We start from the raw sequence: 22,473 nt of genomic DNA, 5'->3' as shown, positions 1-22,473 counted from the left end.
ATGTTTTCTTCCAAAGAAGAGTTTAAAAGAAGTTTTATCACTCGAATGGAACACAAGGGAATGGAAAAAACTCCGGAACTGGCCTATGAAACACTTTGGGAAATGACGCAAGAATGGGTACAGGAACGTTGGAATCGAACCAGCCAATTATATAAAGAGAACAATGAAAAGCAATTATACTATTTCTCTATTGAGTTCCTGATTGGCCGGGTCCTGGGGCAAAATCTTATCAATTTAAATTATTACGATCTTGTCGAAGAAGGGCTGGGGGAGCTGGGCTTTCAACTATCTGAGATAGAAGAAATTGAGACAGAACCGGGACTCGGCAATGGGGGCCTTGGAAGATTGGCAGCCTGCTTTATGGATTCCCTGGCTTCTCTTGAGTTGCCGGGACACGGGTTTGGCCTGCGCTATAAAGGTGGTTTGTTTACTCAACATTTCGTTAATGGCTATCAGACAGAGCAGCCCACCCAGTGGATACACAAAGACCATAATGCAGACATTCGCCGCGAAGACCTTGCGGTAGACATCCCATATTATGGAGATATCCAACTGGTCATGGGGATGGACGGTCTCAAGATCAAAGTGGAAAACCCTGAATGGGTCAAAGCAGTAGCTTACGACATGCCGATTGTAGGGGCAAATGGTGGTACGGTCAACACCCTTCGGTTGTGGCAAGCGGAAGTTTCAGATCGTCCATTTCCGAGTGACAAGGATTATGCAGTCTACGAACATGAAACTGCCAAAATCACAGACCGGCTTTACCCTGATGATTCTCTGGATGCCGGAAAGATTCTGCGTCTGAAACAGCAGTATTTCCTCTGCAGTGCATCACTTCAAACCATTTTGAACAACCGCAATTTCGATATAGATACACTCCCAGAAAATGTTGCCATCCAAATTAATGACACACACCCGGCTCTAGCGGTTCCCGAATTGATGCGCCTCTTGGTAGATGAGCATGATTTGGACTGGGATAGAGCCTGGGATATCACGACCCGCACTATTTCCTATACAAATCATACGATTCTGGAAGAAGCCATGGAGAAATGGGACAGTCGGTTGATCCAATCCCTGCTGCCGAGAATCTATATGGTCATCGAAGAAATCGATCGGCGCTTTAAAGAAAGCCTGGAGCAGCAAAATATAGATGAAGAAGTGCTCCACAAACTGTCCATCATCGAAAATGGAGTCATTAAGATGGCGGTGTTGGCGGTAGTGGGGAGCTACAAAGTGAACGGCGTAGCAAAATTGCATACCGAGATTTTGAAAAAGCGCGAAATGAAAGAACTGAATGAACAGTTTCCGGATAAGTTCCATAATAAGACCAATGGCATTACGCATCGGCGGTGGTTGATCAAAGCAAACCGGGAATTGTCGGGGCTGATCACAGATACAATCGGACCGCAATGGATCAAGGAACCTGAGCGTTTAAGTGAATTGCATTATTTCGCTCAAAATCATTCATTTCTTCAGGATTTCCAAGCAATCAAGAGTTTGAAAAAAGAACAGTTGATTCATCACCTTCAACGAAACCAAAATATTATCGTGAATCCGGATTCTATTTTCGATATCCACATTAAGCGATTCCATGGCTATAAACGCCAGTTGATGAACATTCTGCACATCCAGATGCTATACGATCGGATTAAACGGGATTCGACTTATCGACCATATCCACGGACCTTCTTTTTTGGAGGAAAGGCAGCACCAAGCTACCATTTCGCCAAACAAGTCATAAAAATGATCAATACAGTGGCGGCGAAAGTAAACAGCGATCCTTTAGTGAGAAAACATCTACACGTTGTTTTTGTGGAAAACTATAACGTTACACAAGCGGAATACCTGATTCCGGCGGCAGATGTCAGTGAACAGATATCAACGGCCTCCAAAGAAGCTTCGGGAACAGGAAATATGAAGCTGATGATGAATGGTGCATTGACAATCGGCACTTTTGACGGCGCAAATGTTGAAATATTTGAACAGGTGGGCCAGGAAAATGCCTTTGTCTTTGGGATGCGCGCTGAAGAGGTCATGCAGCATGAACAGGAAAAATCCTACAATCCGCAGGACATAATTGGAGCAGATCCAGAAATTGCACAATTGATGGAAGAGCTGGTCAAAGGGGAATGGACAGAAGGCAAAACCAATGTCGATTTTATTGTTGATCAGCTGCTGGAAGACCGTGATCCCTACTTTGTACTAAAGGATATCCGCAGTTACTCTAAAGCGCATGAACAAATTTTGGATGCTTATGCACAACCGGAGAAATGGGCGGAAATGTGTGTCAAAAACATCGCAGCTTCAGGCATTTTCTCCAGTGACCGCACCATCCAGCAATATTCAGATGATGTTTGGCATTTAACGAAGATCCCCAGTGTGAATTAGAAGCTGAAAGGGTGGGAGCATGGCGGATATAGAATTCGACAATACTGATTTAAAGGACTATAAGGCCAGTGGAGCACTCGAGGGCAAAGTGGCGATTGTCACAGGTGCCAGCAGTGGCATCGGACAGGCGGTGGCAATTGCGTATGCCAAGGAAGGCGCAAAAGTGGTTATCGGGTATCTCGGTGACGACGAAGGAGCCCAAAAAACCATCCAATTGATTGAAGGTTATGGGGGCGAAGCCAAAGCGCTAAGCGGTGATTTGGGGAAATCGGAAAATTGTGACCAGTTGGTCCAATTTACGTTAGCGGAGTTTGGCCAAGTGGATATCCTGGTCAACAATGCCGGCTATCAATATCCCCAAACTTCACCTCTGGACATTACAGATGAGCAGATGCTGAAAACTTTTGAAATCAAAGCCTTTGCCATGTTCTACTTGACGAGGGCAGCTCTTCCACATTTGAAGAAAGGGTCGCGCATCATCAATACTGCCTCCATCAACGCGTATCGCGGCCATTCGGATCTCATCGATTACGCAGGAGCCAACGGTGCGATGGTGGCCATGACTAGGTCCTTGGCACGGCGCTTGGTGCGTGAGGAAATTGCTGTGAACGGCATCGCCCCAGGACCCATTTGGACGCCATTAATCACCAAAACCTTTGGGGATTTAAATCCAGATGTGGCTGATGACTTTGGTGAAGATGTACCCGCAGGACGTCCCGGACAGCCATATGAGCTGGTGAAAGCCTATGTGTTTTTGGCGGATCCGCAAAATTCGTATATGACGGGCCAGTTCCTGCATATGAACGGCGGCGACTATATGTCTACGTAAATTGAAGAGGGCAGGATAAGGGGGTTTCCTTGTCCAGCTCTCTTCATTTCTATTTGTATATGGTAAAATTCACTGAAGAAAGAGGAGTGAGTTTTTGAAAAAGATCAAGTGGGCCTTACTGGCGGTTGTGGTCTTCGTATTGCTGGCAGCATGTATGAAACCGGCCGGGCAACCGGAAGAACAACACAATGACAATGAAACAAATCAAGAAAATGAACAGGCAGCGCCTGAAGAAGCAGTTGGGGAAGAAATCGTCCAAGATGGTTTAAAAGTGCATTACATCGATGTCGGACAAGGCGATTCCACATTGCTTGAATTTGAAGGGTTTACGATGTTGATCGACGCCGGCAACTGGAATTCGACAGAAGCGGTGGATTACTTGAAGCAGCAAGGTTTACAGGATATTGATATCGTCGTCGGCACGCATCCGGATGCGGACCATATCGGACAGCTGGCGCAAATCGTCGGCGAATTCGAGGTGGGGGAAGTGTGGATGTCCGGCAATACAAGCAGCTCCAATACATTCCTCAATGCCTTGCAGGCCATCGAAGCAAGCGGTTCAGAGTATGTGGAACCGAGAAGCGGCGATACTTTTGATGTGGGTTCAATGCGAATCGACGTACTGTATCCAGACGAAATCACCGGTGCAGCAAACGAAGAATCGGTGTCATTGAAAATGACTTACGGCGATGTCCGCTTTGTTTTCACGGGAGATGCGGGCGTTAAAGAAGAACAGGAAATGATCGACAGTGGCATGGACCTGAAGGCTGAAATTTTGCATATGGGGCATCATGGTTCTAACACATCGACAAGTCCAGCATTTTTAGCGGCAGTAGCTCCTGAAGTGGCGATTTACAGTGCCGGTGCCGATAATTCCTATGGGCATCCACATGCAGAAGTCATTGCCGCCGCCGAAAATGCAGGAGCTAAAGTGTATGGCACAGACGTCAACGGCACCATTGTTGTTGAAACGGACGGCACTTCCTATAATGTGTTGACCCAGCAGGAAGGGGGGCCGACTGAAGGGGAAAACCGGTGCATTGACTTGAACATCGCTTCTTCAGCGGAATTGCAGGAAATTACAGGAATCGGCCAAGTGTATGCGGAGGCAATCATCGAACAGCGGCCGTTTGAAAGTGTCGAAGAATTGCTGGATATTAAAGGAATTGGCCAAGGGACGCTGGATGCTATCCAAGAGCAGGGCCTGGCATGTATAGGAGGGCAATAATGTGATGAAAGGGATTTTGGACCGGATTGAAGATGGCAGACATGCCGTTATTCTTGTGGAAGAAGAAGGAATCGAATTGATTTTGCCCGCCAATCGCTTGCCTGCGGGAAGTCAGATCAATTCCTGGTTTACCATCGACGCTGAAAATGGCCAATTAATGATTGCCTTGGATGAGGAACTGTCCCTTGCCAAAAGCGCACAGGCTGAAGAGCTGATGACAAGACTTCGAACAAAGAAAAAAGGCAGCCGTTTTAAGCGGAATTGAAAAGAAGCCGTGAACCTTAAGAGGTTCCCGGCTTCTTTTGATGGTTATGGCTGTTCAACTAATTCCAAATAATAATCGGCTACTTGTCCGGGTTTATACAAATCCGTGATGGATGTTGAATAATTGGAGATGGACGCGTTGAATTCCAGTTCCTGTGCCGGAACACGGATCCGGAAATTCATTTCATAAAGCAATACCGCAATATCATGGTACTCTTCACTGGTTACTTTGAAGTCGAAGGAGATTTTCCGCTTTTTCTGATTGGAAGTGTCGCCTTCAATCAATTGCTCTTTAAAGTTTAAAGCGTGTACTTCGGTATCATTGATCCAAATGATAGTTTCCATCGTTTATTTCACCTCTGATTTTGAGTGTTGGGTAAAGCTTTGGATAGCTTGTGCCGCCAATTGGCTTTTGACCATGTCTTCCATCGGCGGATTATAGAGTCCGGCACGGACGTTCAAGTAGTGGCGGTGCATCGGATTGTCTTCTGAAAGGGCACGGGATCCGACAATTTTCATTGCCTTATCCACGACGCCCATTGCCGCATGGGTAACAGCGATTTTTGTAACATTTAATGCCTCATCCATCCCTGCTTTATCATCGGCAAGAGCATAACGCTCTGCGGTGCCATAGAGAAGGTGGCGGGCAGTAGTAAGCTCAAGCTCCATCTCGCCGATGGCCTGCTGGATAGCAGGCGTTTCCGCAATGGGCTTGCCGAGAGAGGCGGGACTGTAATTCGCTGCGAATTCAACCGCATAGGCTCTTGCAGCCGCTGCAATTCCGATATAGCAGGCAGGGATATGAAGCAGCCAGCCTTTAGCGGCTGCAGCCGCCCCGGAAGGTTTCAATACATATGTTTTAGGAATTCGGACCCCATCGAGGACCAGTGTATGGCTTGCAGTGCCTCTCATTGCCAGCATGTCCCAGGTTTCGTCGATCGAGACTCCTTCAGCGTGGCGAGGAATGATGACAGTGATGACTTCATCATTTTCCGCAGCAGCAGTCACGAAAATATAATCGAGTGCAGGTGCCATGGAAGTATAGGTTTTTTCTCCGTTGACAATATATTGGTCTCCGTCAGAAACAGCGGTAGTGCGCGGCAAAGCGCCGCGGGCAGGGCTGCCGGCATTCGCTTCTGTAGCGGCGGTGTTGATGAGCGCACCGTTTGCGATGTCTGCCATGAGCCATTCCGCTGACTCTGCATGCCAGTGGCGATTTTCTGCATACTCAAGGACGATGCCGACATGCCAGCCGATGGAAAGAGCCGTCGATCCCGATCCTTCCGCTATGGCTTCCTGTGCCAATACGTATTCGTACAACCCAAGTCCCTGGCCGCCGGATTCTTTCGGCAAGGTCAAGGTATGATAATTCATTTTTTTCAGGTCTTTGATGTTTTCGAAAGGGAAGGAGCCGCGTGCATCCAGCTCCGGCTCACGCGCCTGAAAAACGGGCTGAAGGGCACGGAGTTGATCGAGTAACGCTTGCTGTTCAGGTGTTTTGATAAATTGATTCATAAAAAGACTCCTTCTTCTTTTCTTTATCGAGTTGCGGAGCTCTACGGGTGCCTCCACTTTTCTTTGTCCAGCTGCGGCACCCAGCTCCTCGGGATCTTAAGTCAGCCCATCCCAGCGGCACAGATACGCCGCTTGGCTGATCTGCCTTAAGCCTGTCGGAGCTCCACGGGTGCCTCCGCTATTCTTTGTCCACCGTACCATAAAAAAGCCGCCAAAGCAGTGTTGCGTGCTTTGGCGGCTTAAGTATCAATGAAGAAGAAACTTCACTTATTGGAGTTTCTTTTTATGCGTTTTTCGGATATCGGCAACGATCAGGGCTCCAACAAGGAACAGGCCAAGATAGCCGACGATTGGATAAAACATGCTTACAAGCTTTGTGAACCCGACAAAACTTAATATATAAGCAACAGTTCCGACGATGATAACGAAAATACGGAATTTATTGGTTCCCAGTACGACAAAGCGCGCTGAGAATGAAAACAGCATGCTGACAGCGGTGTTGTAGATCATGCCGAAAAGGATGAATGACATGATCACTCCAAGAACCGGTGAGAGGTCATCGGCAATTTGCAGCAATGGCATTTCTGCACTGCCGACAATATCCACTTTAGAGAAAATCGCCAAATGGCTTAGGATAATCATGATACCTAAGATCAGTCCGCCAATAAGCCCGCCGCGTGCCGCAACTTTTTCATCTTTTTCAGTTCCGCCCATGACAATGGCCATCGAAGCACCAACTGCAATATTAAATGAAACATAATTGATGGAGGACAGGAACCAGTTTGGTAAAGCCGATATTTGTTCATTGGCGATTGTATCAAGTGCAGCAAATGAAGAATCCATCGTCAGTAAACTATAAATAGCTAATCCCACGACAGCAATGACCAGGAAAGGTGTGATGCTTCCAATGATGGCGATAACTTTTTCGACATTCATCATAATGGTCAAAACTACCAAAATCACCATGACCGTACTGCCGAGTGGAGCCGGTAAATCGAATTGCTGAGAGAAGATAGAGCCTGCTCCCGCAATCATGACTACTCCTACTCCGAAGAGGGTAAGGATAATGATGTAATCGACGATTGTGCCGACAAGCCTTCCGCTGATACCGAAAATAGCTTCTTTATGTGATGTAGTTTTCATTCGGCTGCCGAGTCGAGTCAAACTCATTCCTAAATATGCAAATAAAGCGGTCGAAAGAATTGCAGCGATAGTTCCCATATGGCCAAAGCTGGTAAAATACTGAAGGATCTCTTGGCCAGAAGCAAATCCAGCTCCGACAATAATGCCGACAAAGGCACTCCCCATTTTTAAACTTTTCATGTTGTTCCCCCTTGGTGCGAATTGGTACGGCGATAAGTTTTTGAAAAATTAAAAAATCCTTATCTAAATATAGCAAAGAAAGTAAGCGTATACAATAAGGGAAGAGCATTAAAACCATAGATAACTCTATATACCTAGAGGAGATATGGACAAAAATACCATATCAGAATAATTAAAATATCGCGTGACACAAAAAAACATCGCCGAATGTTCCGGCGATGCTTTGAAGATGAATTATTTAATGTCCTTGTTTGCAACAATAACTAATTTCCCTTTATCGAGTTCTTCTTCGTACTGTTCCGCTTCCTGATCCGATAAACCGGCAGCTGCCAATTTTGCACGAAGCTCATCGCCGCGTGAACTTGTCATGTTTTTCATGCTGTCCAGGAATCCTTGTTCTTTTATGCCGACATCTTCTGTATCTAACGCTTTTGTGATGTCCTTATTGCGTTTTTTATCATGTGCAAAGATGTAGATGTCATCATGTGTGAATCCTTGCGCTTCTAATTTTTCAATTTCTTTTTTTGCTTGTACGGCGTTTTCAACTGTCATTTTTAAAGTCAATGTAATCCCTCCAAGTAAATTTCTATTCTTACTACTATGCATACCACCTCAATGGGAGGATTAAACAAGAGCATCTCTTTGCAATCAGTTATACTGAAAGAAATTAGAGATGGGGAGTGATTTTTTTGAAGATCATACCAATCGGTGTTTGGGGAGGCTACCCCAATAAAAATGAAGCAACTTCGGCATTTTTGATTGAACAGGACGGATTTCGCTGTTTGGTCGACTGCGGCAGTGGGGTCCTGGCGGCTGTCCAGAATTATACGGAATTGCGTGAGTTGGATGCGGTCATCATCAGCCATTACCATCCGGACCATATTGCTGACATTGGCGTGCTGCAGCATGCAGCGATGGTGGGCATGCAATTGAAAGAGTGGAATACCCCTTTGTTTATCTACGCGCATGATAAAGATCCGGATGAGTTCGAGAAGTTGTCGTATAAAGGCGTCACCGAAGGCCGGTCCATACAAGCTTCAGAAACACTTGAACTCGGTCCCTGGCAGGTTTCATTCTGCGAAACGATTCACCCGGTGTATTGCCTGGCGATGAAATTCACTGCGAACGGCCGGAGTGTTGTGTTTACTGCGGATACCAGCTGGAAAGAGGAATTAATCGGGTTTTCGGAAGGGGCAGATCTTCTCGTTGCCGAATCGAATCTTTACGAAAAATATATCGGAATCATCCAAGGGCATCTCAGCGGCAGCCAGGCTGGAGAGCTTGCCGAACGTGCCGGTGCCAAACAGTTGCTTTTGACCCATCTGCCGCAATACGGAGAACTCGATGAAATTTTGGAAGCGGCAAAATCCAGCTATTCCGGTCCAGTCGAATTTGCTGGAATAGGGAAGGAATATGAAATCTAAACCGCCTGCCACCACTGGCGTGATCAACTGAAGGCAGGCAGATAGTTTGTATACCGGATATTTTCCTTTTATCCTTAAAGCATACGTTATGAAAGGAAGTTATAAAATGCCACAACCCATAGATCAATTCCCGATTTCCGTGCTGGATTTAGTGCCAGTCCGTGAAGGCGGAACGACAAAAGATGCCTTAGATGAAATGGTCGCCATCGCTCAGCATGTAGAGGAGTTGGGCTACCGACGATTTTGGCTGTCTGAACACCACAATACAGCTACGCTTGCGAGCTCGGCTACATCGATTCTGATTTCCAAAGTCCTTGAAAAAACCGAATCCATTCAAGTGGGATCGGGCGGCATCATGCTGCCGAACCATACACCATTGGTTGTAGCGGAACAATTCGGCACGTTGGAAACCCTGCATCCAGGACGCTTGAATCTCGGTCTCGGACGGGCTCCGGGTACGGATATGCAGACAGCGCACGCGCTTCGCAGAACGACTCAAGAAACAGCTTTTGCGTTTCCGCAGGACGTTGTGGAATTGCAGAATTACATGAAGCCGCTTGATGAGCAAGGTCCTGTCCGGGCGCATCCAGGCGTGGGGACAGCCGTGCCGGTTTACATCCTGGGCTCCAGCACCTCAAGTGCCCAGCTTGCCGCAAGCCTTGGTTTGCCTTATGTATTCGCTGCGCATTTCGCACCTCAGCAGCTGGAACAGGCGCTGCAGATTTACCGCAGCGGATTCAAGCCTTCTGAATACCTGGCTGAGCCGTACGTAATGGTTTGCGTCAACGTCATTGCAGCCGACTCCAACGAAGAAGCTGAAAAATTGGCGACATCCAGCGACCTGTTTTATTTGAATGTGGTGAGAGGCAGCAAGAATCTTCTTCAGCCGCCGTTGGATACAATGGATGGCCAATGGAGCTACCGTGAAGAGATGATGGTGCGGGGCATGTCGCAATACACTTTCAAAGGTGATGAACAGACGATCAGCGAGCGCCTGGGCAGTTTTGTAGCTGAGCTGCAGATTGACGAAGTGATTGCGGTTTCCTATATCTACGATCAGGAAAAAAGAAAACGCTCATTTGAAGTGCTGAAGCAAGCGGCAAATCGTTTTCACGTTGCGACGGCCTAAAGTTTACTTGAACTGTTCGACAGTGAATGTTCTTCACAATTCTCTGGATCAGCACCAAGCGGCCGAAGCGGTGTAAAAGCCGGTTCTTTCGTTTTCCATACAGATTTATAGAGACTGGAGGAAAAGTAAATGAAAATAGGTATTATCGGCGCCACAGGAAAAGCAGGTAATTTAATTTTAAAAGAAGCATTGAAAAGAGGGCACGAAGTAACCGCCATCGTCCGAAATTCGCAAAAGGTCGAAAATCCCGATGTAGCGGTGCTGGAAAAGGATGTCTTTAGTTTAACGGCAGAAGATCTAGAACCTTTTGATGTGGTGGTCAATGCATTCGGGGTGCCGCCTGAAAAAGCTGAGCAGCATATCGAAGCCGGCAGAATTCTGATTGACGCACTTAAAGGGGCTCATGACACCCGTTTGATTGTAGTCGGAGGAGCCGGCAGTTTGTTTGTTGATGAAGCGCGCACAACCCGTTTGGTTGAAACTCCTGAGTTCCCTGAAGCGTTTAAATCGATTGCCAATGGGCAGGCCCAAAATCTGGCGGATCTGGAAGCTTCCGAAGGAGTCCAATGGACATTCCTGAGTCCTCCTGCATTTTTCGATCCGGAAGGCCGCCGTACAGGCCGTTACCAAAAAGGTGATGACGGATTTATCGTCAACAGCAAAGGCAAGAGTTATATCAGTTATGCTGACTATGCGCTTGCATTAGTTGATGAAATCGAAAGCGGCGAACATAAAAATAAGCGGTTTACCGTGGTTTCTGAAAACCATTAAGAGCCTTTGGGAAGAGTCGATTTCAAAGGGAATCGGCTTTTCTTCTGGATTGAAATCAAAGGCTGCCGGATGGAACTTGCCATGAAATGTTCACCTTCCCCAAAAGAACGTGGATAAGAATCATGTATAATAGTATGAAACTTGAGATTTAAAGGTGGGAATCAACACAATGGATTTTTTATATTTTCCTGAAGACAAATCGGAATACATCCCTGGGATTATTTCTGTCGTTATTATATTCATTTTATCCATACTGATCGTGTGGTTACTGATTAAAGCTTCACGCAAACAAGTGAAGCAATTGGAAGAACAGGGCTATCCAGCCGTCTACAAAGATGGGTATGACGCAGAAACAACAGATGAAGCCAGCGCTGATCCGCAAGAAACAGTGCGCAAGGTGAATGAAGAGAAAGCAGCCCCTGGTAAACCGAAGTCCTGACAACTGTCAGGGCTTTTTTTGTTCTTTTCAATAGGTGTATACTGTAAGCAATTGACAAGAATGAAGAAGTGGGGAAAGAGGTTATGAAAAATATTTTCGGCGGTGTGCAATGGGCAGTCTTTCTGATTGCCTCTTCTATTGCAGCACCGATTGCAATTGCCAGCATCTTTGGCATGGATACGGGAGATACAGCGCTATTCGTTCAGCGAACCATGTTCGTGCTGGGCATCGCTTGTTTGGTGCAGGCATCCATCGGGCACCGCATGCCAATCAACGAAGGGCCCGCCGGTTTATGGTGGGGAATTTTCATTGTTTATGCGGGTTTGGTGGGAATCATGTATGCCTCTATGGAAGAATCCCTTCAAGCGCTGCAAAGTGGCTTATTATACAGTGGAGTGCTCTTTATCGTCTTCACCTACACAGGCTTGGTCGGCAAATTGAAAATCCTGTTCACGCCAACAATCACCTTCGTTTACCTGCTGCTATTGGTGCTTCAGATAAGCGAGTCCATCCTGACGGGCTTAATGGGCATCGTTTCGGAAGGCGATCCGGTGGATGGAGTGGTGTTGATGGGCGGCATAGCGGTTATCCTGCTGACCTTCTTTTTTATGGGCAACAAGGCAACTTGGATGAGCCGATATTCCATCTTGTTCGCGATTGCTGGAGGTTGGCTGATCTTCTGGATTCTCGGCAAAGCGCCAGAAGCTGAAGTGAGTGTCAGCGCTTTGGTTTCCTTGCCGGAGATGCTGGTCTTCGGACCGCTCATTTGGGACAGCGGCATGTTCGTCACCGCTTTGTTTTTGACCATTCTGCTGATCGCCAATATGATGGCCTCGATCCGGGTGATGGAGAGCGTGTTGAAGCATTCCTTTTCGATTAGTGCACCAGATCGCATCAAACAGGCTTCTGCGGCTTCTGGCATCAACCATATCCTTGCCGGATTGTTTTCGTCCATCGGTCCCGTGCCGATTTCAGGAGCAGCTGGTTTTGTCAGTGCCACCAGAACGCCGGCACTCAAGCCGTTTGTCTTCGGTGGAATCATCGTTGTGCTGATCAGCTTTTTTCCGGCGCTCATGGCCATTTTGGCTTCTTTGCCGGCTCCAGTTGCTTACGCGGTCATTTTTGCGGTATTCACTAAAATGGTGGAAATGGCCTTTACCGAACTGGAAAATGAAGGGGACAGGCAGCATTCCTATAAAGTGGCGGCATTCGGTTTGATGAGTGGTGTGGGGATCATGTTCGTGCCGACTGAAAGCATGGTGAACCTGCCATCTGTTTTGGTCGCTACCTTATCGAACGGTTTGATCACCGGCACCATCATCGCCATTGGCGTGGAGCAGCTCCTGCTATGGCGCAACAAGGGAGCCTGAACAAGTCTTCCTGCTTTTATTGCGGCGATTGAACGCTTTTGATGGTGTGAAACCAGTGCAACTGCACAAGCCTCCCCGTTTTTCGAGGAGATTTGGATAAAATCGTTTGAAGGAGCTCTTTGCCGGGTCGGCAGAGGGCTTTTTTCTGCCTTCTTATCCCCGGATGTTTTATTTATGGTCGTTCAAATGGATTTGCAGTCGTTCAAATAAATTTGCAGTCGCTCAGCGCGATTTGCAGTCGTTCAAATAAATTTGCAGTCGCTCAGCACGATTTGCAGTCGTTCAGCCCAAACTCTCATGAATAAAACATGCGCATGGACAGGAACCTGAAAGCGAGCGGCAAGCTTCTCGAAATCAATGCTTTACGGAAGCTTCTCGGCAACCTGAAAAGCCGCACGCATAGGCGCACGGCTTTAAAAGTCACTTTTTTTATTCCTTTTCGATTTCTTCTGTCAGGCGTTCCAGCTCATCCACGAGCTCGCCGATATAGGCGATGGTGTCGCGCAATGGCTGTTCGGTCGTGATATCGACTCCGGCCATTTTGGCAAGTTCCACCGGTGTTTTGGTGCCGCCGGCTTTCAGGACCTCCAGCCATTCATCGACAGCTGGCTGGCCTTCATTCAGTATCCGTTTGGAAACTTGCGTGGAGATGGTCAAGCCAGCACTGTAGGTGTATGGATACAAGCCCATGTAATAATGCGGCTGGCGCATCCATGTCAATTCGGCGCCATCTGTAATGTCGACCGCATCGCCCCAGAATTCCTCCAATACGCCGTGTTTGATGGTGTTCAAAATGCTGGCGTTGACACTTTTTCCTTCATCAATCCGTTCATACACTTTGCGCTGATAAGCAGCTTCAAGCAAATGGGTGACGAAATTATGGTAATAGGTTCTTGCAACGATCGACGAAATCACCCAGCGTTTGAATTTCGGATCCTCTGAACTTTTCAGCAGGTGGTTGGCAACCAGCATTTCATTCATCGTGGACGGTGCTTCGATAAAGTACAGGGATGGTCGCGCGTTCAGGATGTTCTGTTCGCGGTTGGCGTTATAGAAATGGCCGGCGTGACCAAGTTCATGAGCCAGCACAAAGACTTCGTTCATGCGGCCGGTCCAGGAAATCAGGATATACGGATGGTCGCCATAAGGGCTTGAACAAAACGCGCCGGTCGATTTTCCTTTGTTTTGCGCAAAGTCGATCCATCTTTCAGAGTAGGATCGGTCGACCATCTCCAAGTAATCCGGACCCATGATGGAAAGTGCATCATTGATATACTGCTTGGATTCTTCCACGGTAATTTCCGGCTCGTAGCTCGGGTCCAGCGAAATTTTCAAGTCTGCGAATGTCATTCGATCCAGTCCGTGGACCTTCTGCAATAATTTTGCGTATTTTTGCATATGAGGCGCGAGTTCTTTGGTGATCAAATCGATTTGGCGGTTGTAGAGCGACCGGTCCACTTCCTGGTTGAAGAGGAGGTAATCGAATATGCTGTCGTAGCCGCGCAGGTCCGCTGTCGTTTTTTCCGTCTGCAATTGCATATCATAGGTTTTGGCCGTCGTGTGCTGATAGTCTTTCAGCTTTTTCGAGAAAGCGTCAAACGCTGCCCGGCGCAGCTCTGTATCGGGTTCTGCTTCCCAGTCTCCTTCAAAGGAAACATAGCTGAGCGGATAAGTTTGGCCATCTACTTCAAAGTCCTCGAAGCTCATATCGACCATTTTCGTTGTGTTGTAAAGGCCGTAAGGGGCACTGAAAGTAGACGAATAAGCAGCCAAAGTCTTCTCTACTTCAGGATGCAGCTGGTAAGGTTTTCTGCGCAGAAGTTTCTCCAGAAACACATTGAATTCTGTTGATTCCTGCATCGCCTGCTCCAGGACCTCTTTTGGCAAAGCAAGCAATTCGCTGTTGATGAAAGACAGCTTGCTGCTGATTTTGGCAGCGGCTGCGCCAAACTTACTTGATTGCATTTGAGACTCATCGTTGGTTTGGTCTGTGCTGGTCGTCAAACTTGAATAGGTGCTCAGCAAGACTAGTTTCTCAAGGAAGGCCATATAATCCGTCAAGGCTTGGATGGTGGTAGGCACATTGACGATACTGCCCTGGAATTTTTGGTTTAAAGCCTCGGCTTCCTGCTCCAGGCTTTTCAATGCTTGATCAAACTCTTCCGAACTGGTGAATAAACTGGACAAATTCCATGTTTCTTCAACAGGAATCGCTGAACGTACTGGCAAACTTTTAACCATGTGATCTCTCCTCTATGTATTACGGTTTTCGAACTAATTATCAGTATAAAGTGCGGACAGCAAAATGTAAAAAAATTGTTCAGAATTTATTAATAAATTTTAAAAAATAGGTTTAGTTTTATTCTAAAGGTGGGTACTATATTAATACAAGGCGGAATCACCGTCAGAAGAACACGACTGGATCCTATCCAGAATCGCCTTCAGACGAGAAACTGCACAGCCTTGGCGGGAAATTTGCTTTACTGACGATATTCACTCTTGTCAGGAACCATCGTTACTCGGGTTTCTATCCGGAAAGTGTTTCAAACAGTAAGCCGTAAGTTTTTTGTGGAAGTGCAATTGAAAGCCTGGCTGCAGAACCAAAAAATTCACTGAGAAGTACATGTGAACCTAATTGCCCTATCGGCAAGTGACAGTCAGCGCAACTAAACTGCAATGACGGGAGTTTCGTATTCGTCAGAGATGTACAGTTTGTAGAAAGAATTTAATAAAATTTTCCGCGTGCAAAAAATCCCTCAGGATTTTCGAGGGGTGGAAAAAGGAAGAGCATGATCTGATGAAAAGGATCATGCTTTTTCCTTTGTCTTAATGAAAGCTTCTAGCAAGTGGCTGCATATCCCAACGAAAAGAGGAATAAATCATGGAAAATCATTCAGTAATTGCGATACAGGACGAATATGCAGAAGATTTCGCCTGGTGCTACGGCTGCGGCCGCCTAAACAAGGAAGGCCATCAGTTCCGCACAGTCTGGGATGGCGAAGAAACAGTCACTTTGTATGAGCCGAAGAAAGTACATACGGCTATTCCAGGCTATGTTTATGGCGGATTGATCGCTTCACTGGTCGATTGCCACGGAACTGGTTCTGCTTCGCTGGCGCTGCACCGGAAGAATGGCTTTGAGCCTGGAAGCGGGGAAGAACCGCCGCGATTTGTCACGGCTTCATTACATGTCGATTATTTGAAGCCGACACCGCAGGGAATCGTTTTGAAAGCAGTAGGGAAAATCGAAGAAGTCCATCCGAAGAAATTCAAGGTGAAGACAGAAGTTTACGCGGGTGAAACACTGTGTGCAACGGGCGAAGTGACGGCCGTGGTCATGCCGGCTTCCTTTGGAAAGTGACTTGCCAAAGGGAATGGATCTCTCGGCTCTCGTTCTTTCAAGAGAAGAGGGGGTAAAGTCTAGTTTACTGGTAAGATTAGAGGACATTATTGTATACTGACTTTACTCTATAAATGATTGAATATTTCGTGTGGGAATTCTAATCAAGTTAAAGGCTGTTGCAGGAATTGAAGAAAAAGCGTTCAAAGCGCTGCGTATTTAGGGGGACAGAGCATGTCAGAAAAAATTTATGTTATCCATGAAAACGAAGAATGGACGGTTCATCTTTTTAAACGGCTCGATGAGTTGGGGCTGCCTTATGAAGACTGGTTCATCAATGAAAGCCTAATTGATTTAGATGAGATACCGCCTGAAGGCGTTTTTTACAGTCGGATGAGTGCATCTTCCCATACAAGAGGCCATCGTTTTGCGCCTGAAATGACGGAATCCCTGCTGGTCTGGCTGGAGCGTCATGGCCGCACCGTGTTCAATGGCAGCCGTGCCCTGCACCTGGAAGTCAGCAAGGTCAATCAGTATATGGCGCTGAATGCGTCAGGAATCCGGACGCCAAAAACGATTGCCGCAAATGGCAAGAAACAGATTTTAAAGGCTGCTGAAAAGATGGCTGTGCCATCGTTCATCACCAAGCATAACCGCGCCGGCAAGGGTCTGGGTGTTCGGTTATTCCACTCGCTGGAAGCCTTGGCGGAATATGTGGATGGCCCTGAATTTGAACCGTCCATTGACGGCATCACTTTGATCCAGGAATATATTCAGGCACCGGAACCGTTCATCACGCGCTGTGAATTTGTCGGCGGAAAATTTGTCTATGCGGTTCAAGTGGATACCTCTGAAGGATTTGAACTATGTCCCGCAGATGCTTGCCGGATTGATGACTTGTTCTGCCCGGTTGGTGAGGAAGTGGAAGAAAAACCGAAATTCCAAGTGATTGATGGTTTTGATGATCCAATCCTGAAAAACTACGAAGCTTTCCTGAACCAGAACGGAATCGACGTCGCGGGGATTGAATTCATTCGCAATGCTGCTGGAGATGTCTTCACGTATGATGTCAACACCAATACCAATTACAACGCCGATGCAGAGGCAGAAGCTGGAAAGTTCGGTATGCTTGAACTTGCCGGATTTCTTGGGCAAGCATTAAAGAATGTGAAACAGACGGTCTGAAGCAAGTCTCCCCTTTGTTTTAGGGGAGACAATCGAGGGGAACTTTCAAGTGACGAGGATCAGAAGAAGGGGTGTTTGATGATGGTAGAGGAAAAAAAAGAAGAAGAGCTGACAGAACGTCCGGCATCTGCAGAAGCAGAGGAAATTGAAGCGGAAGAAACTGAACCCGTCGAAGACGATTCGAAGTTCGATAAGATCTACAGCAATGTAGCATCCAATCGCTATGAAAATCTGCGCACCAGTTATATCGAAAACAAAGCCAAAGAACTGCGGAAACGCAAAAAGTAAAAGATCGAGTGCAGATGCACTGGGTCTTTTACTTTTTAGGGAGCTTTTCAATTTCTTCCGAAACAATAAATGCCAAATCATCGTTTCCGAACATCTGTAGGACATCGAGTAAAGTTTCGTGGCCAATCTCCAACTCTTCTGGATCCGCTTGCTCGATTGCGGCAGTCAAAACAGGGCTTTGCAGTTGCCCGGGATATGCGCGCTGGTAAAGTTCAGCAGGATTCAATTGGTGGTTTGTGCACCATTGGACAAAAAGCTGAACCATCACTTCTTCATCCTGCTGGTATTTTTTTATGATGTATTCATCTCTGTTTTGGTTATCCATATAAGGGTGCCTCCATCATTAATCTTTTCGTGATAGTAGCATACCAAAAAAATCGAGTGCCTGCATGGACTTCTATCGTTTTTTCCTCTAGAATGAAGCCATGGCAATGACAGTATCGGAGGGTGAATCATGAAATTACTGCAAGTACGGAAAGGGCAATTCGTTTATTACCAAAATGAATTACACAAGGTGTATTCTGTAAAACCGCTGGCTAAAAAGTCGGTGCTGATGTTCCGCGTCAAAGATATGGAGCAAGTGGCCAGCAAGGCTGAGGAAGTCACTTTCTACAAACCGAAGCACATGGATTCCTTCTTATTCTTTGGATCCAAATACACTTTGCGTGAAGACCTGCACGCTGAAGAAGGCGGATATATCCTAATCACCAGACCGGATCCTGATTACATGGATCATTATTCGCTGAATGAGTTTGAGAAAGTGGAGTCGGTTGAAGGAAAGAATGTTATCACTACACGCCAAAATACAGTGAAATCAAAAGAATTCCTCGTTATGGCGCCTGGAGAAGAACAGGGCAGCAACGATATCGTCTATTTGGACAAGTCAAAGGTTTCGGCTGAACAGCTGGAGCAGGATGCTCAATTAGAAGAAGTTTTGCGTGAGAAGAACGCAATCCGCCCTTCAATCGGAGATGTCTACTTGAACCTGGATAACAGCGGTACAGCGATGGTCGTGGCCATTTCCGGAGAACAAGTAACCCTCGGAACAGGTGAACAGATTACGTTCCATGAATTGTATAAAGCGGACAACTGGAGTTATTTATATAACATCAATGACGGCGAATTCAGATGAAATCATAAAAGGCGACCCCCTGCGGGTCGCCTTTTAGTTTGGTCAATTTTTGAAAATAGAACCGATTTCAAGGATTTCTTCAGTGGTCAGCTGGACATCTAAGGCGCTCAAGTTCGACAGCACCTGGTCCGCGCGTTTGGCACCGGGAATGACTCCGTCGATTTCAGGGCGTGACAAGTACCAGGCCAGCACAACGTGAGCTGTTTCAGCTCCCTTTGCCTCAGCAATGTCCTTCAGTTTCCGAACTTTCTCCAAATTGCGTTCGAATTCCTCTCCTTGAAGATGAGGCATATTTGTCCGCAAATCGTTGAAGGTTTTATTTTTATCGTATTTCCCCGCAAGCAAGCCTGCAGCAAAAGGGAAGTAGGGAACATAGGAAATCCCATGCTCTTTTACATAAGGGAAATAATCTTCTTCAGCTTCTCGCTTCAGCAGGTTGTATTCGCCTTGGAAAACGTCCACATAGCCATCTTGATTGGCATCCTTTAACTGGTCCATTGAAAAATTGGAGACACCGATGGAACGGATTTTGCCTTCTTCCTTCAGACGTTGCAAGGCGCCGACAGCTTCAGCTTTCGGTGTTTGTTCATCAGGGAAATGGATGTAGAACAAGTCGATGTAATCGGTCTGAAGCCGTTTCAGGCTGTCTTCCACCGCCTGCTTCAAAAAAACAGGGGAGTTGTCGGTGATATGCTGCTCACCTTGACGGCGTTGAGCCGCTTTGGTCGCAACGACCATTTCCTGGCGTGCACCGGATTCCTGCAGCACTTCGCCCAATAATTCCTCTGAGCGGCCATAGCCGTAAGCGTAAGCTGTATCGATGAAATTCAGTCCATTGTCGATGCCGGCGTGCACCAATTCCTTGCCGGTGTCTTCATTTAAATCCGGATACAGATTGTGTCCGCCTACAGCGTTTATGCCAAGGCCGATCGGGTTGATGTATAAGCCTGTCTTTCCAAGTTGTGCCTTTTCCGTCATTGTCGGTACAGCTCCTTTAAGTGGGTCTTCCTTTAGCATAACATTCAAAAATTTCAAGGTCGAAGAACAATGCTCCAAAAGAGCTGAACGATAATTTCCTGAAATGAAACAGAGGGAGAAAAAGAATGATTTTCTCCCTCTGTTTCATTTTAAAGCGGGTTGAGCGCCTGCGTTTGGTCAATGAAGATAAAAGCATCATATCGCTGTGACATTTTTGAAGGAACGTAATTGCCATATGCCTCATGTTCAGAGTTGTAGACAACACCAATTGCACGATGGCCGACCCAGCGATCAAAGAGAGCGAAATTCTGCGAATGAAACAGAATGAATTTATCGAAAGCCCCAGTCCGATGCAGAAGATCTTCCCAAGTATTGGGTGTTGCCGGCGGAATTGTCATTTTTTCAGCGGGTTCTGCCCATGAAGGTGCAGCGATGACAGTTCCCGAATGTGTGCCAAAGCCCACTGCATAAACATCTTCCATTCGATTTTGTTCACGCAGAATCTGCCCCACATTGGTCATGCCTTCTTTTTTCATCGAAGTGGCACTGGCATCGCCGATATGGGTATTATGCTCCCAGACAATGATTTTGGCTTTTGTGCCATGGTAATCCCGTACTTCATTGATGGCTTCCACCATGTGTTCGTCGCGGATATTCCAGGAAATTTCGCCGCTGTGGACCAAAGCGCGATAATAATTTTCAGCATTTTTTAAGGCGAGTGCGTTCAGCTTTAAATTCAAATCGTTTTCATACACATCTTTATACAAGCCTTCGTTGGAACGGATGGCCGCCAGCAATCGGGCTGCCTCTTTCTCACAGGCTTTTGAGAAGTCCGTGGCAGCGGCTGAATAGTGGTCGGGTTCGCGGTTAAAAGGCTTAAAGCAGGTGGCTGTTTGTCTTGCCAACGCAATGCCTTCGCCGAAAGGATCGATCTCTGCCAGGCAACGGAGGATCTCATCCAGGGATTCCCAAAGGCTGTAGATATCAATTCCATAAAAGCCGACTTTTTGATGGTGTTGCCCGTTATGCGTTCTCAGCCAGCTGATTAGATCGGCGATTTCTTCATTTGCCCACATCCAGCTTGGCCATCGATTAAATGCCTGCAACACTTCATGCGGTTGTTTGCCACCTTCGCTAAACCCTTTGATAAAACGATTGATCTGTTGAGAAGAAGGGCAGTCCCCTTCAATGGCAATCAGTGAAAATCCTTTTTCCAGAATCAATCTTTTGGTCAAAGCCGCCCGCCATGTGTAGAACTCGGATGTTCCATGTGTTGCTTCACCCAGAAGGACAAATTTTGCGTCGCCGATCGCTTCCAAAAGAGGCGTCAAATCTTGGACTGAATGGAATGGCTGCGCGTTCAACTTGATTGCTTCCTCAAGCGATATCTCCACATGTTTCAACCCCTTTTAGTGTTCATGTTCCCGCTGTCGGCGCTCTCAAACAAAGACGAAAAAAGCATCCGCTGTGAGCGGATGCTTGCTTATTATGCCAGTATGTCCTGGAATTCCGGTGTTTTTTCAATGACACTACTTGCAAACGGACATTGCGGATCAATGGTCTTGTTTTCGCTCCGGGCATATTCAACAACCTGTCCCACTAATTTTTTGCCGATTCCCTGGCCTTCCAGCTGCGGGGAAACTTCAGTATGGTCGACGGTCAACACATCGCCATTTTCTACATAGCTCAGGAAAGCCAATTCTTCGGAATTCTCCAGAGCCGCAAACTTATTGTTCTCGTGTTTGAAATCCACTGATGTTGCCTCCTTTAATCTGTTTTAATGCATTCTTTCCTTGTATTCCCTTTCCAGTAGAGAATATTCAATTTTTCTAAGGAAAGTTCCTCAAATGCTGTATAGAAGATTGTAAGTTGGAAGAAACCGACTCATAATGAAAGAAAATTCAGTTTATTTAAACAGGAAGAGTCCTTAGTAAAGGAGCGATGCAAAAAATGAATCCTGTCATTCGATTGTCTCAACTGTCCAAGCGTTATAAGAAGTTTTCAGCTGTAGAAGATGTTTCGCTGGAAATCGAAAAAGGGGAAATTTACGGATTTATCGGATTGAATGGTTCGGGCAAGACCACCACAATCAAAATGCTGCTCGGAATGGTCCGTCCCAGCCACGGATCCTGTTATATTCAGGGCCGGAAAATAGCGCTTTCCACACATTCTATATGGGCGAACGTAGGGAGTCTTGTGGAAACGCCTTATGCCTATCCAGAGCTTACCGTAAAAGAAAACCTTGAGATTTTCCGCCGGTTGCGCGGGGTTGATGATGCGGCGGCAGTACACCAGGTGATGGATCAGCTGGAGCTGACGGGATACGCAGACAAAAAAGCCGGCCAGCTTTCACTTGGCAACACCCAGCGCCTAGGCATCGCCAAAGCCTTGCTGCATAAACCGGAAATTTTAATTTTGGATGAGCCGTCAAATGGACTTGATCCAGCAGGCATCATCGAAGTCCGGGAACTGTTTCAGCATCTGGCCAAGGATTTGGGCGTGACGATTTTCATGTCCAGCCATCTATTGAGCGAAGTGGCTAAAATTGCGACCACAATAGGCGTGATCCACCAAGGGCGATTGCTTCAGGAAATCAGGACAGACCAGTTTAAGGACCTGCTGGAAAAACGCCTGGTCATCGATGCGCGGAAACAAGATAAAGCAATGACCGCGTTGAATAAAGCAGGGTATTCTGCCGTGTTCAATGCGGAAGGAAGAATCGAAACAGCAGCAGAACATGCAATAAGGCATCCGGATGAAATTTCCCGTTATTTGGTGTCATGCGGCATTCCCCCAATCCATCTGGCTATAGAGGAAGAGGATTTGGAATCGTACTTTTTGCGCGTCATCACTCAGCGAAAGGAGTAACC

General features: G+C 46.7%; 23 protein-coding genes. 14 read left to right on the top strand and 9 right to left on the bottom strand.

Annotated elements, in window-relative coordinates; all coding sequences use genetic code 11:
• The 4 genes from AC1MEO_RS11640 to AC1MEO_RS11625 all read left to right on the top strand — a co-directional run bounded on the left by AC1MEO_RS11640 (position 1) and on the right by AC1MEO_RS11625 (position 4,710).
• Entirely contained in the window at positions 1-2,388 is a 2,388-nt protein-coding gene (locus tag AC1MEO_RS11640; RefSeq protein ID WP_480330579.1) for a glycogen/starch/alpha-glucan phosphorylase, read from the top strand.
• A 19-nt stretch (positions 2,389-2,407) separates the two neighbouring features.
• Entirely contained in the window at positions 2,408-3,217 is an 810-nt protein-coding gene (locus tag AC1MEO_RS11635; protein WP_480330577.1) for an SDR family oxidoreductase, read from the top strand.
• 94 nt (positions 3,218-3,311) lie between these two features.
• Positions 3,312-4,445, top strand: coding sequence for an MBL fold metallo-hydrolase (locus AC1MEO_RS11630; RefSeq protein WP_480330575.1), 1,134 nt, complete (start codon positions 3,312-3,314; stop codon positions 4,443-4,445).
• Between the two features lie 4 nt (positions 4,446-4,449).
• The gene (locus tag AC1MEO_RS11625; RefSeq protein WP_480336089.1) at positions 4,450-4,710 is read left to right on the top strand and encodes a DUF3006 domain-containing protein; all 261 of its coding nucleotides are present in this window, start codon (positions 4,450-4,452) and stop codon (positions 4,708-4,710) included.
• Between the two features lie 44 nt (positions 4,711-4,754).
• Here AC1MEO_RS11625 and AC1MEO_RS11620 read toward each other — a convergent pair whose 3' ends face one another.
• From AC1MEO_RS11620 to AC1MEO_RS11605, 4 genes are all read right to left on the bottom strand, one after another.
• Positions 4,755-5,054 carry a DUF3219 family protein gene (locus AC1MEO_RS11620; RefSeq protein ID WP_480330573.1) on the bottom strand — a complete coding sequence of 100 codons (300 nt, stop codon included), beginning with the start codon at positions 5,052-5,054 and terminating at the stop codon, positions 4,755-4,757.
• Between the two features lie 3 nt (positions 5,055-5,057).
• Positions 5,058-6,224, bottom strand: a complete 1,167-nt coding sequence (locus AC1MEO_RS11615; RefSeq protein WP_480330571.1) for an acyl-CoA dehydrogenase family protein — start codon at positions 6,222-6,224, stop codon at positions 5,058-5,060.
• Positions 6,225-6,491: 267 nt separating this feature from the next.
• A complete protein-coding gene (locus AC1MEO_RS11610) occupies positions 6,492-7,547 on the bottom strand; it encodes a YkvI family membrane protein (RefSeq protein ID WP_480330569.1) in 1,056 nt (351 codons plus the stop codon).
• A 234-nt stretch (positions 7,548-7,781) separates the two neighbouring features.
• Positions 7,782-8,111, bottom strand: coding sequence for a YflT domain-containing protein (locus tag AC1MEO_RS11605; protein ID WP_480330567.1), 330 nt, complete (start codon positions 8,109-8,111; stop codon positions 7,782-7,784).
• A gap of 125 nt (positions 8,112-8,236) precedes the next feature.
• On the opposite strand from AC1MEO_RS11605, the gene AC1MEO_RS11600 reads away from it, so the two are divergent.
• The 5 genes from AC1MEO_RS11600 to AC1MEO_RS11580 all read left to right on the top strand — a co-directional run bounded on the left by AC1MEO_RS11600 (position 8,237) and on the right by AC1MEO_RS11580 (position 12,680).
• Positions 8,237-8,971 carry an MBL fold metallo-hydrolase gene (locus tag AC1MEO_RS11600; RefSeq protein ID WP_480330565.1) on the top strand — a complete coding sequence of 245 codons (735 nt, stop codon included), beginning with the start codon at positions 8,237-8,239 and terminating at the stop codon, positions 8,969-8,971.
• A gap of 106 nt (positions 8,972-9,077) precedes the next feature.
• Positions 9,078-10,100, top strand: a complete 1,023-nt coding sequence (locus AC1MEO_RS11595; RefSeq protein WP_480330563.1) for an LLM class flavin-dependent oxidoreductase — start codon at positions 9,078-9,080, stop codon at positions 10,098-10,100.
• Positions 10,101-10,229: 129 nt separating this feature from the next.
• Complete coding sequence (locus AC1MEO_RS11590) at positions 10,230-10,871, top strand: NAD(P)-dependent oxidoreductase (protein WP_480330561.1); 642 nt, start codon at positions 10,230-10,232, stop codon at positions 10,869-10,871.
• A 169-nt stretch (positions 10,872-11,040) separates the two neighbouring features.
• Complete coding sequence (locus tag AC1MEO_RS11585) at positions 11,041-11,310, top strand: hypothetical protein (RefSeq protein ID WP_480330559.1); 270 nt, start codon at positions 11,041-11,043, stop codon at positions 11,308-11,310.
• A gap of 83 nt (positions 11,311-11,393) precedes the next feature.
• Positions 11,394-12,680, top strand: coding sequence for a purine/pyrimidine permease (locus AC1MEO_RS11580; protein ID WP_480330557.1), 1,287 nt, complete (start codon positions 11,394-11,396; stop codon positions 12,678-12,680).
• A gap of 429 nt (positions 12,681-13,109) precedes the next feature.
• On the opposite strand, the gene pepF is transcribed toward AC1MEO_RS11580, so the two are convergent.
• Positions 13,110-14,921: an oligoendopeptidase F gene (gene pepF, locus AC1MEO_RS11575; protein ID WP_480330555.1), complete on the bottom strand. Its 1,812-nt coding sequence runs from the start codon at positions 14,919-14,921 to the stop codon at positions 13,110-13,112.
• Positions 14,922-15,561: 640 nt separating this feature from the next.
• Here pepF and AC1MEO_RS11570 point away from each other — a divergent pair.
• From AC1MEO_RS11570 to AC1MEO_RS11560, 3 genes are all read left to right on the top strand, one after another.
• Positions 15,562-16,041: a PaaI family thioesterase gene (locus AC1MEO_RS11570; protein ID WP_480330553.1), complete on the top strand. Its 480-nt coding sequence runs from the start codon at positions 15,562-15,564 to the stop codon at positions 16,039-16,041.
• Positions 16,042-16,254: 213 nt separating this feature from the next.
• A complete protein-coding gene (locus AC1MEO_RS11565) occupies positions 16,255-17,205 on the top strand; it encodes an ATP-grasp domain-containing protein (RefSeq protein WP_480330551.1) in 951 nt (316 codons plus the stop codon).
• 78 nt (positions 17,206-17,283) lie between these two features.
• Complete coding sequence (locus AC1MEO_RS11560) at positions 17,284-17,493, top strand: hypothetical protein (protein ID WP_480330548.1); 210 nt, start codon at positions 17,284-17,286, stop codon at positions 17,491-17,493.
• Positions 17,494-17,521: 28 nt separating this feature from the next.
• On the opposite strand, the gene AC1MEO_RS11555 is transcribed toward AC1MEO_RS11560, so the two are convergent.
• Positions 17,522-17,818 carry a hypothetical protein gene (locus tag AC1MEO_RS11555; protein ID WP_480330546.1) on the bottom strand — a complete coding sequence of 99 codons (297 nt, stop codon included), beginning with the start codon at positions 17,816-17,818 and terminating at the stop codon, positions 17,522-17,524.
• A 129-nt stretch (positions 17,819-17,947) separates the two neighbouring features.
• Between AC1MEO_RS11555 and AC1MEO_RS11550 the strand changes: the two genes are divergently transcribed.
• Positions 17,948-18,625 carry a hypothetical protein gene (locus AC1MEO_RS11550; protein WP_480330544.1) on the top strand — a complete coding sequence of 226 codons (678 nt, stop codon included), beginning with the start codon at positions 17,948-17,950 and terminating at the stop codon, positions 18,623-18,625.
• A 42-nt stretch (positions 18,626-18,667) separates the two neighbouring features.
• Here the strand turns inward: AC1MEO_RS11550 and AC1MEO_RS11545 are convergent, their stop codons facing one another.
• From AC1MEO_RS11545 to AC1MEO_RS11535, 3 genes are all read right to left on the bottom strand, one after another.
• Positions 18,668-19,603 carry an aldo/keto reductase gene (locus AC1MEO_RS11545; RefSeq protein ID WP_480330542.1) on the bottom strand — a complete coding sequence of 312 codons (936 nt, stop codon included), beginning with the start codon at positions 19,601-19,603 and terminating at the stop codon, positions 18,668-18,670.
• A 149-nt stretch (positions 19,604-19,752) separates the two neighbouring features.
• Positions 19,753-20,997: an erythromycin esterase family protein gene (locus AC1MEO_RS11540; RefSeq protein WP_480330540.1), complete on the bottom strand. Its 1,245-nt coding sequence runs from the start codon at positions 20,995-20,997 to the stop codon at positions 19,753-19,755.
• Positions 20,998-21,089: 92 nt separating this feature from the next.
• A complete protein-coding gene (locus AC1MEO_RS11535) occupies positions 21,090-21,356 on the bottom strand; it encodes a GNAT family N-acetyltransferase (protein WP_480330538.1) in 267 nt (88 codons plus the stop codon).
• A gap of 197 nt (positions 21,357-21,553) precedes the next feature.
• On the opposite strand from AC1MEO_RS11535, the gene AC1MEO_RS11530 reads away from it, so the two are divergent.
• Positions 21,554-22,471, top strand: coding sequence for an ABC transporter ATP-binding protein (locus AC1MEO_RS11530; protein WP_480330536.1), 918 nt, complete (start codon positions 21,554-21,556; stop codon positions 22,469-22,471).
• The last annotated feature ends 2 nt before the right edge of the window (positions 22,472-22,473 follow it).

The organism is Planococcus sp. BI3 (assembly GCF_056680115.1).
This window is presented reverse-complemented; position numbering and strand designations above follow the sequence as displayed.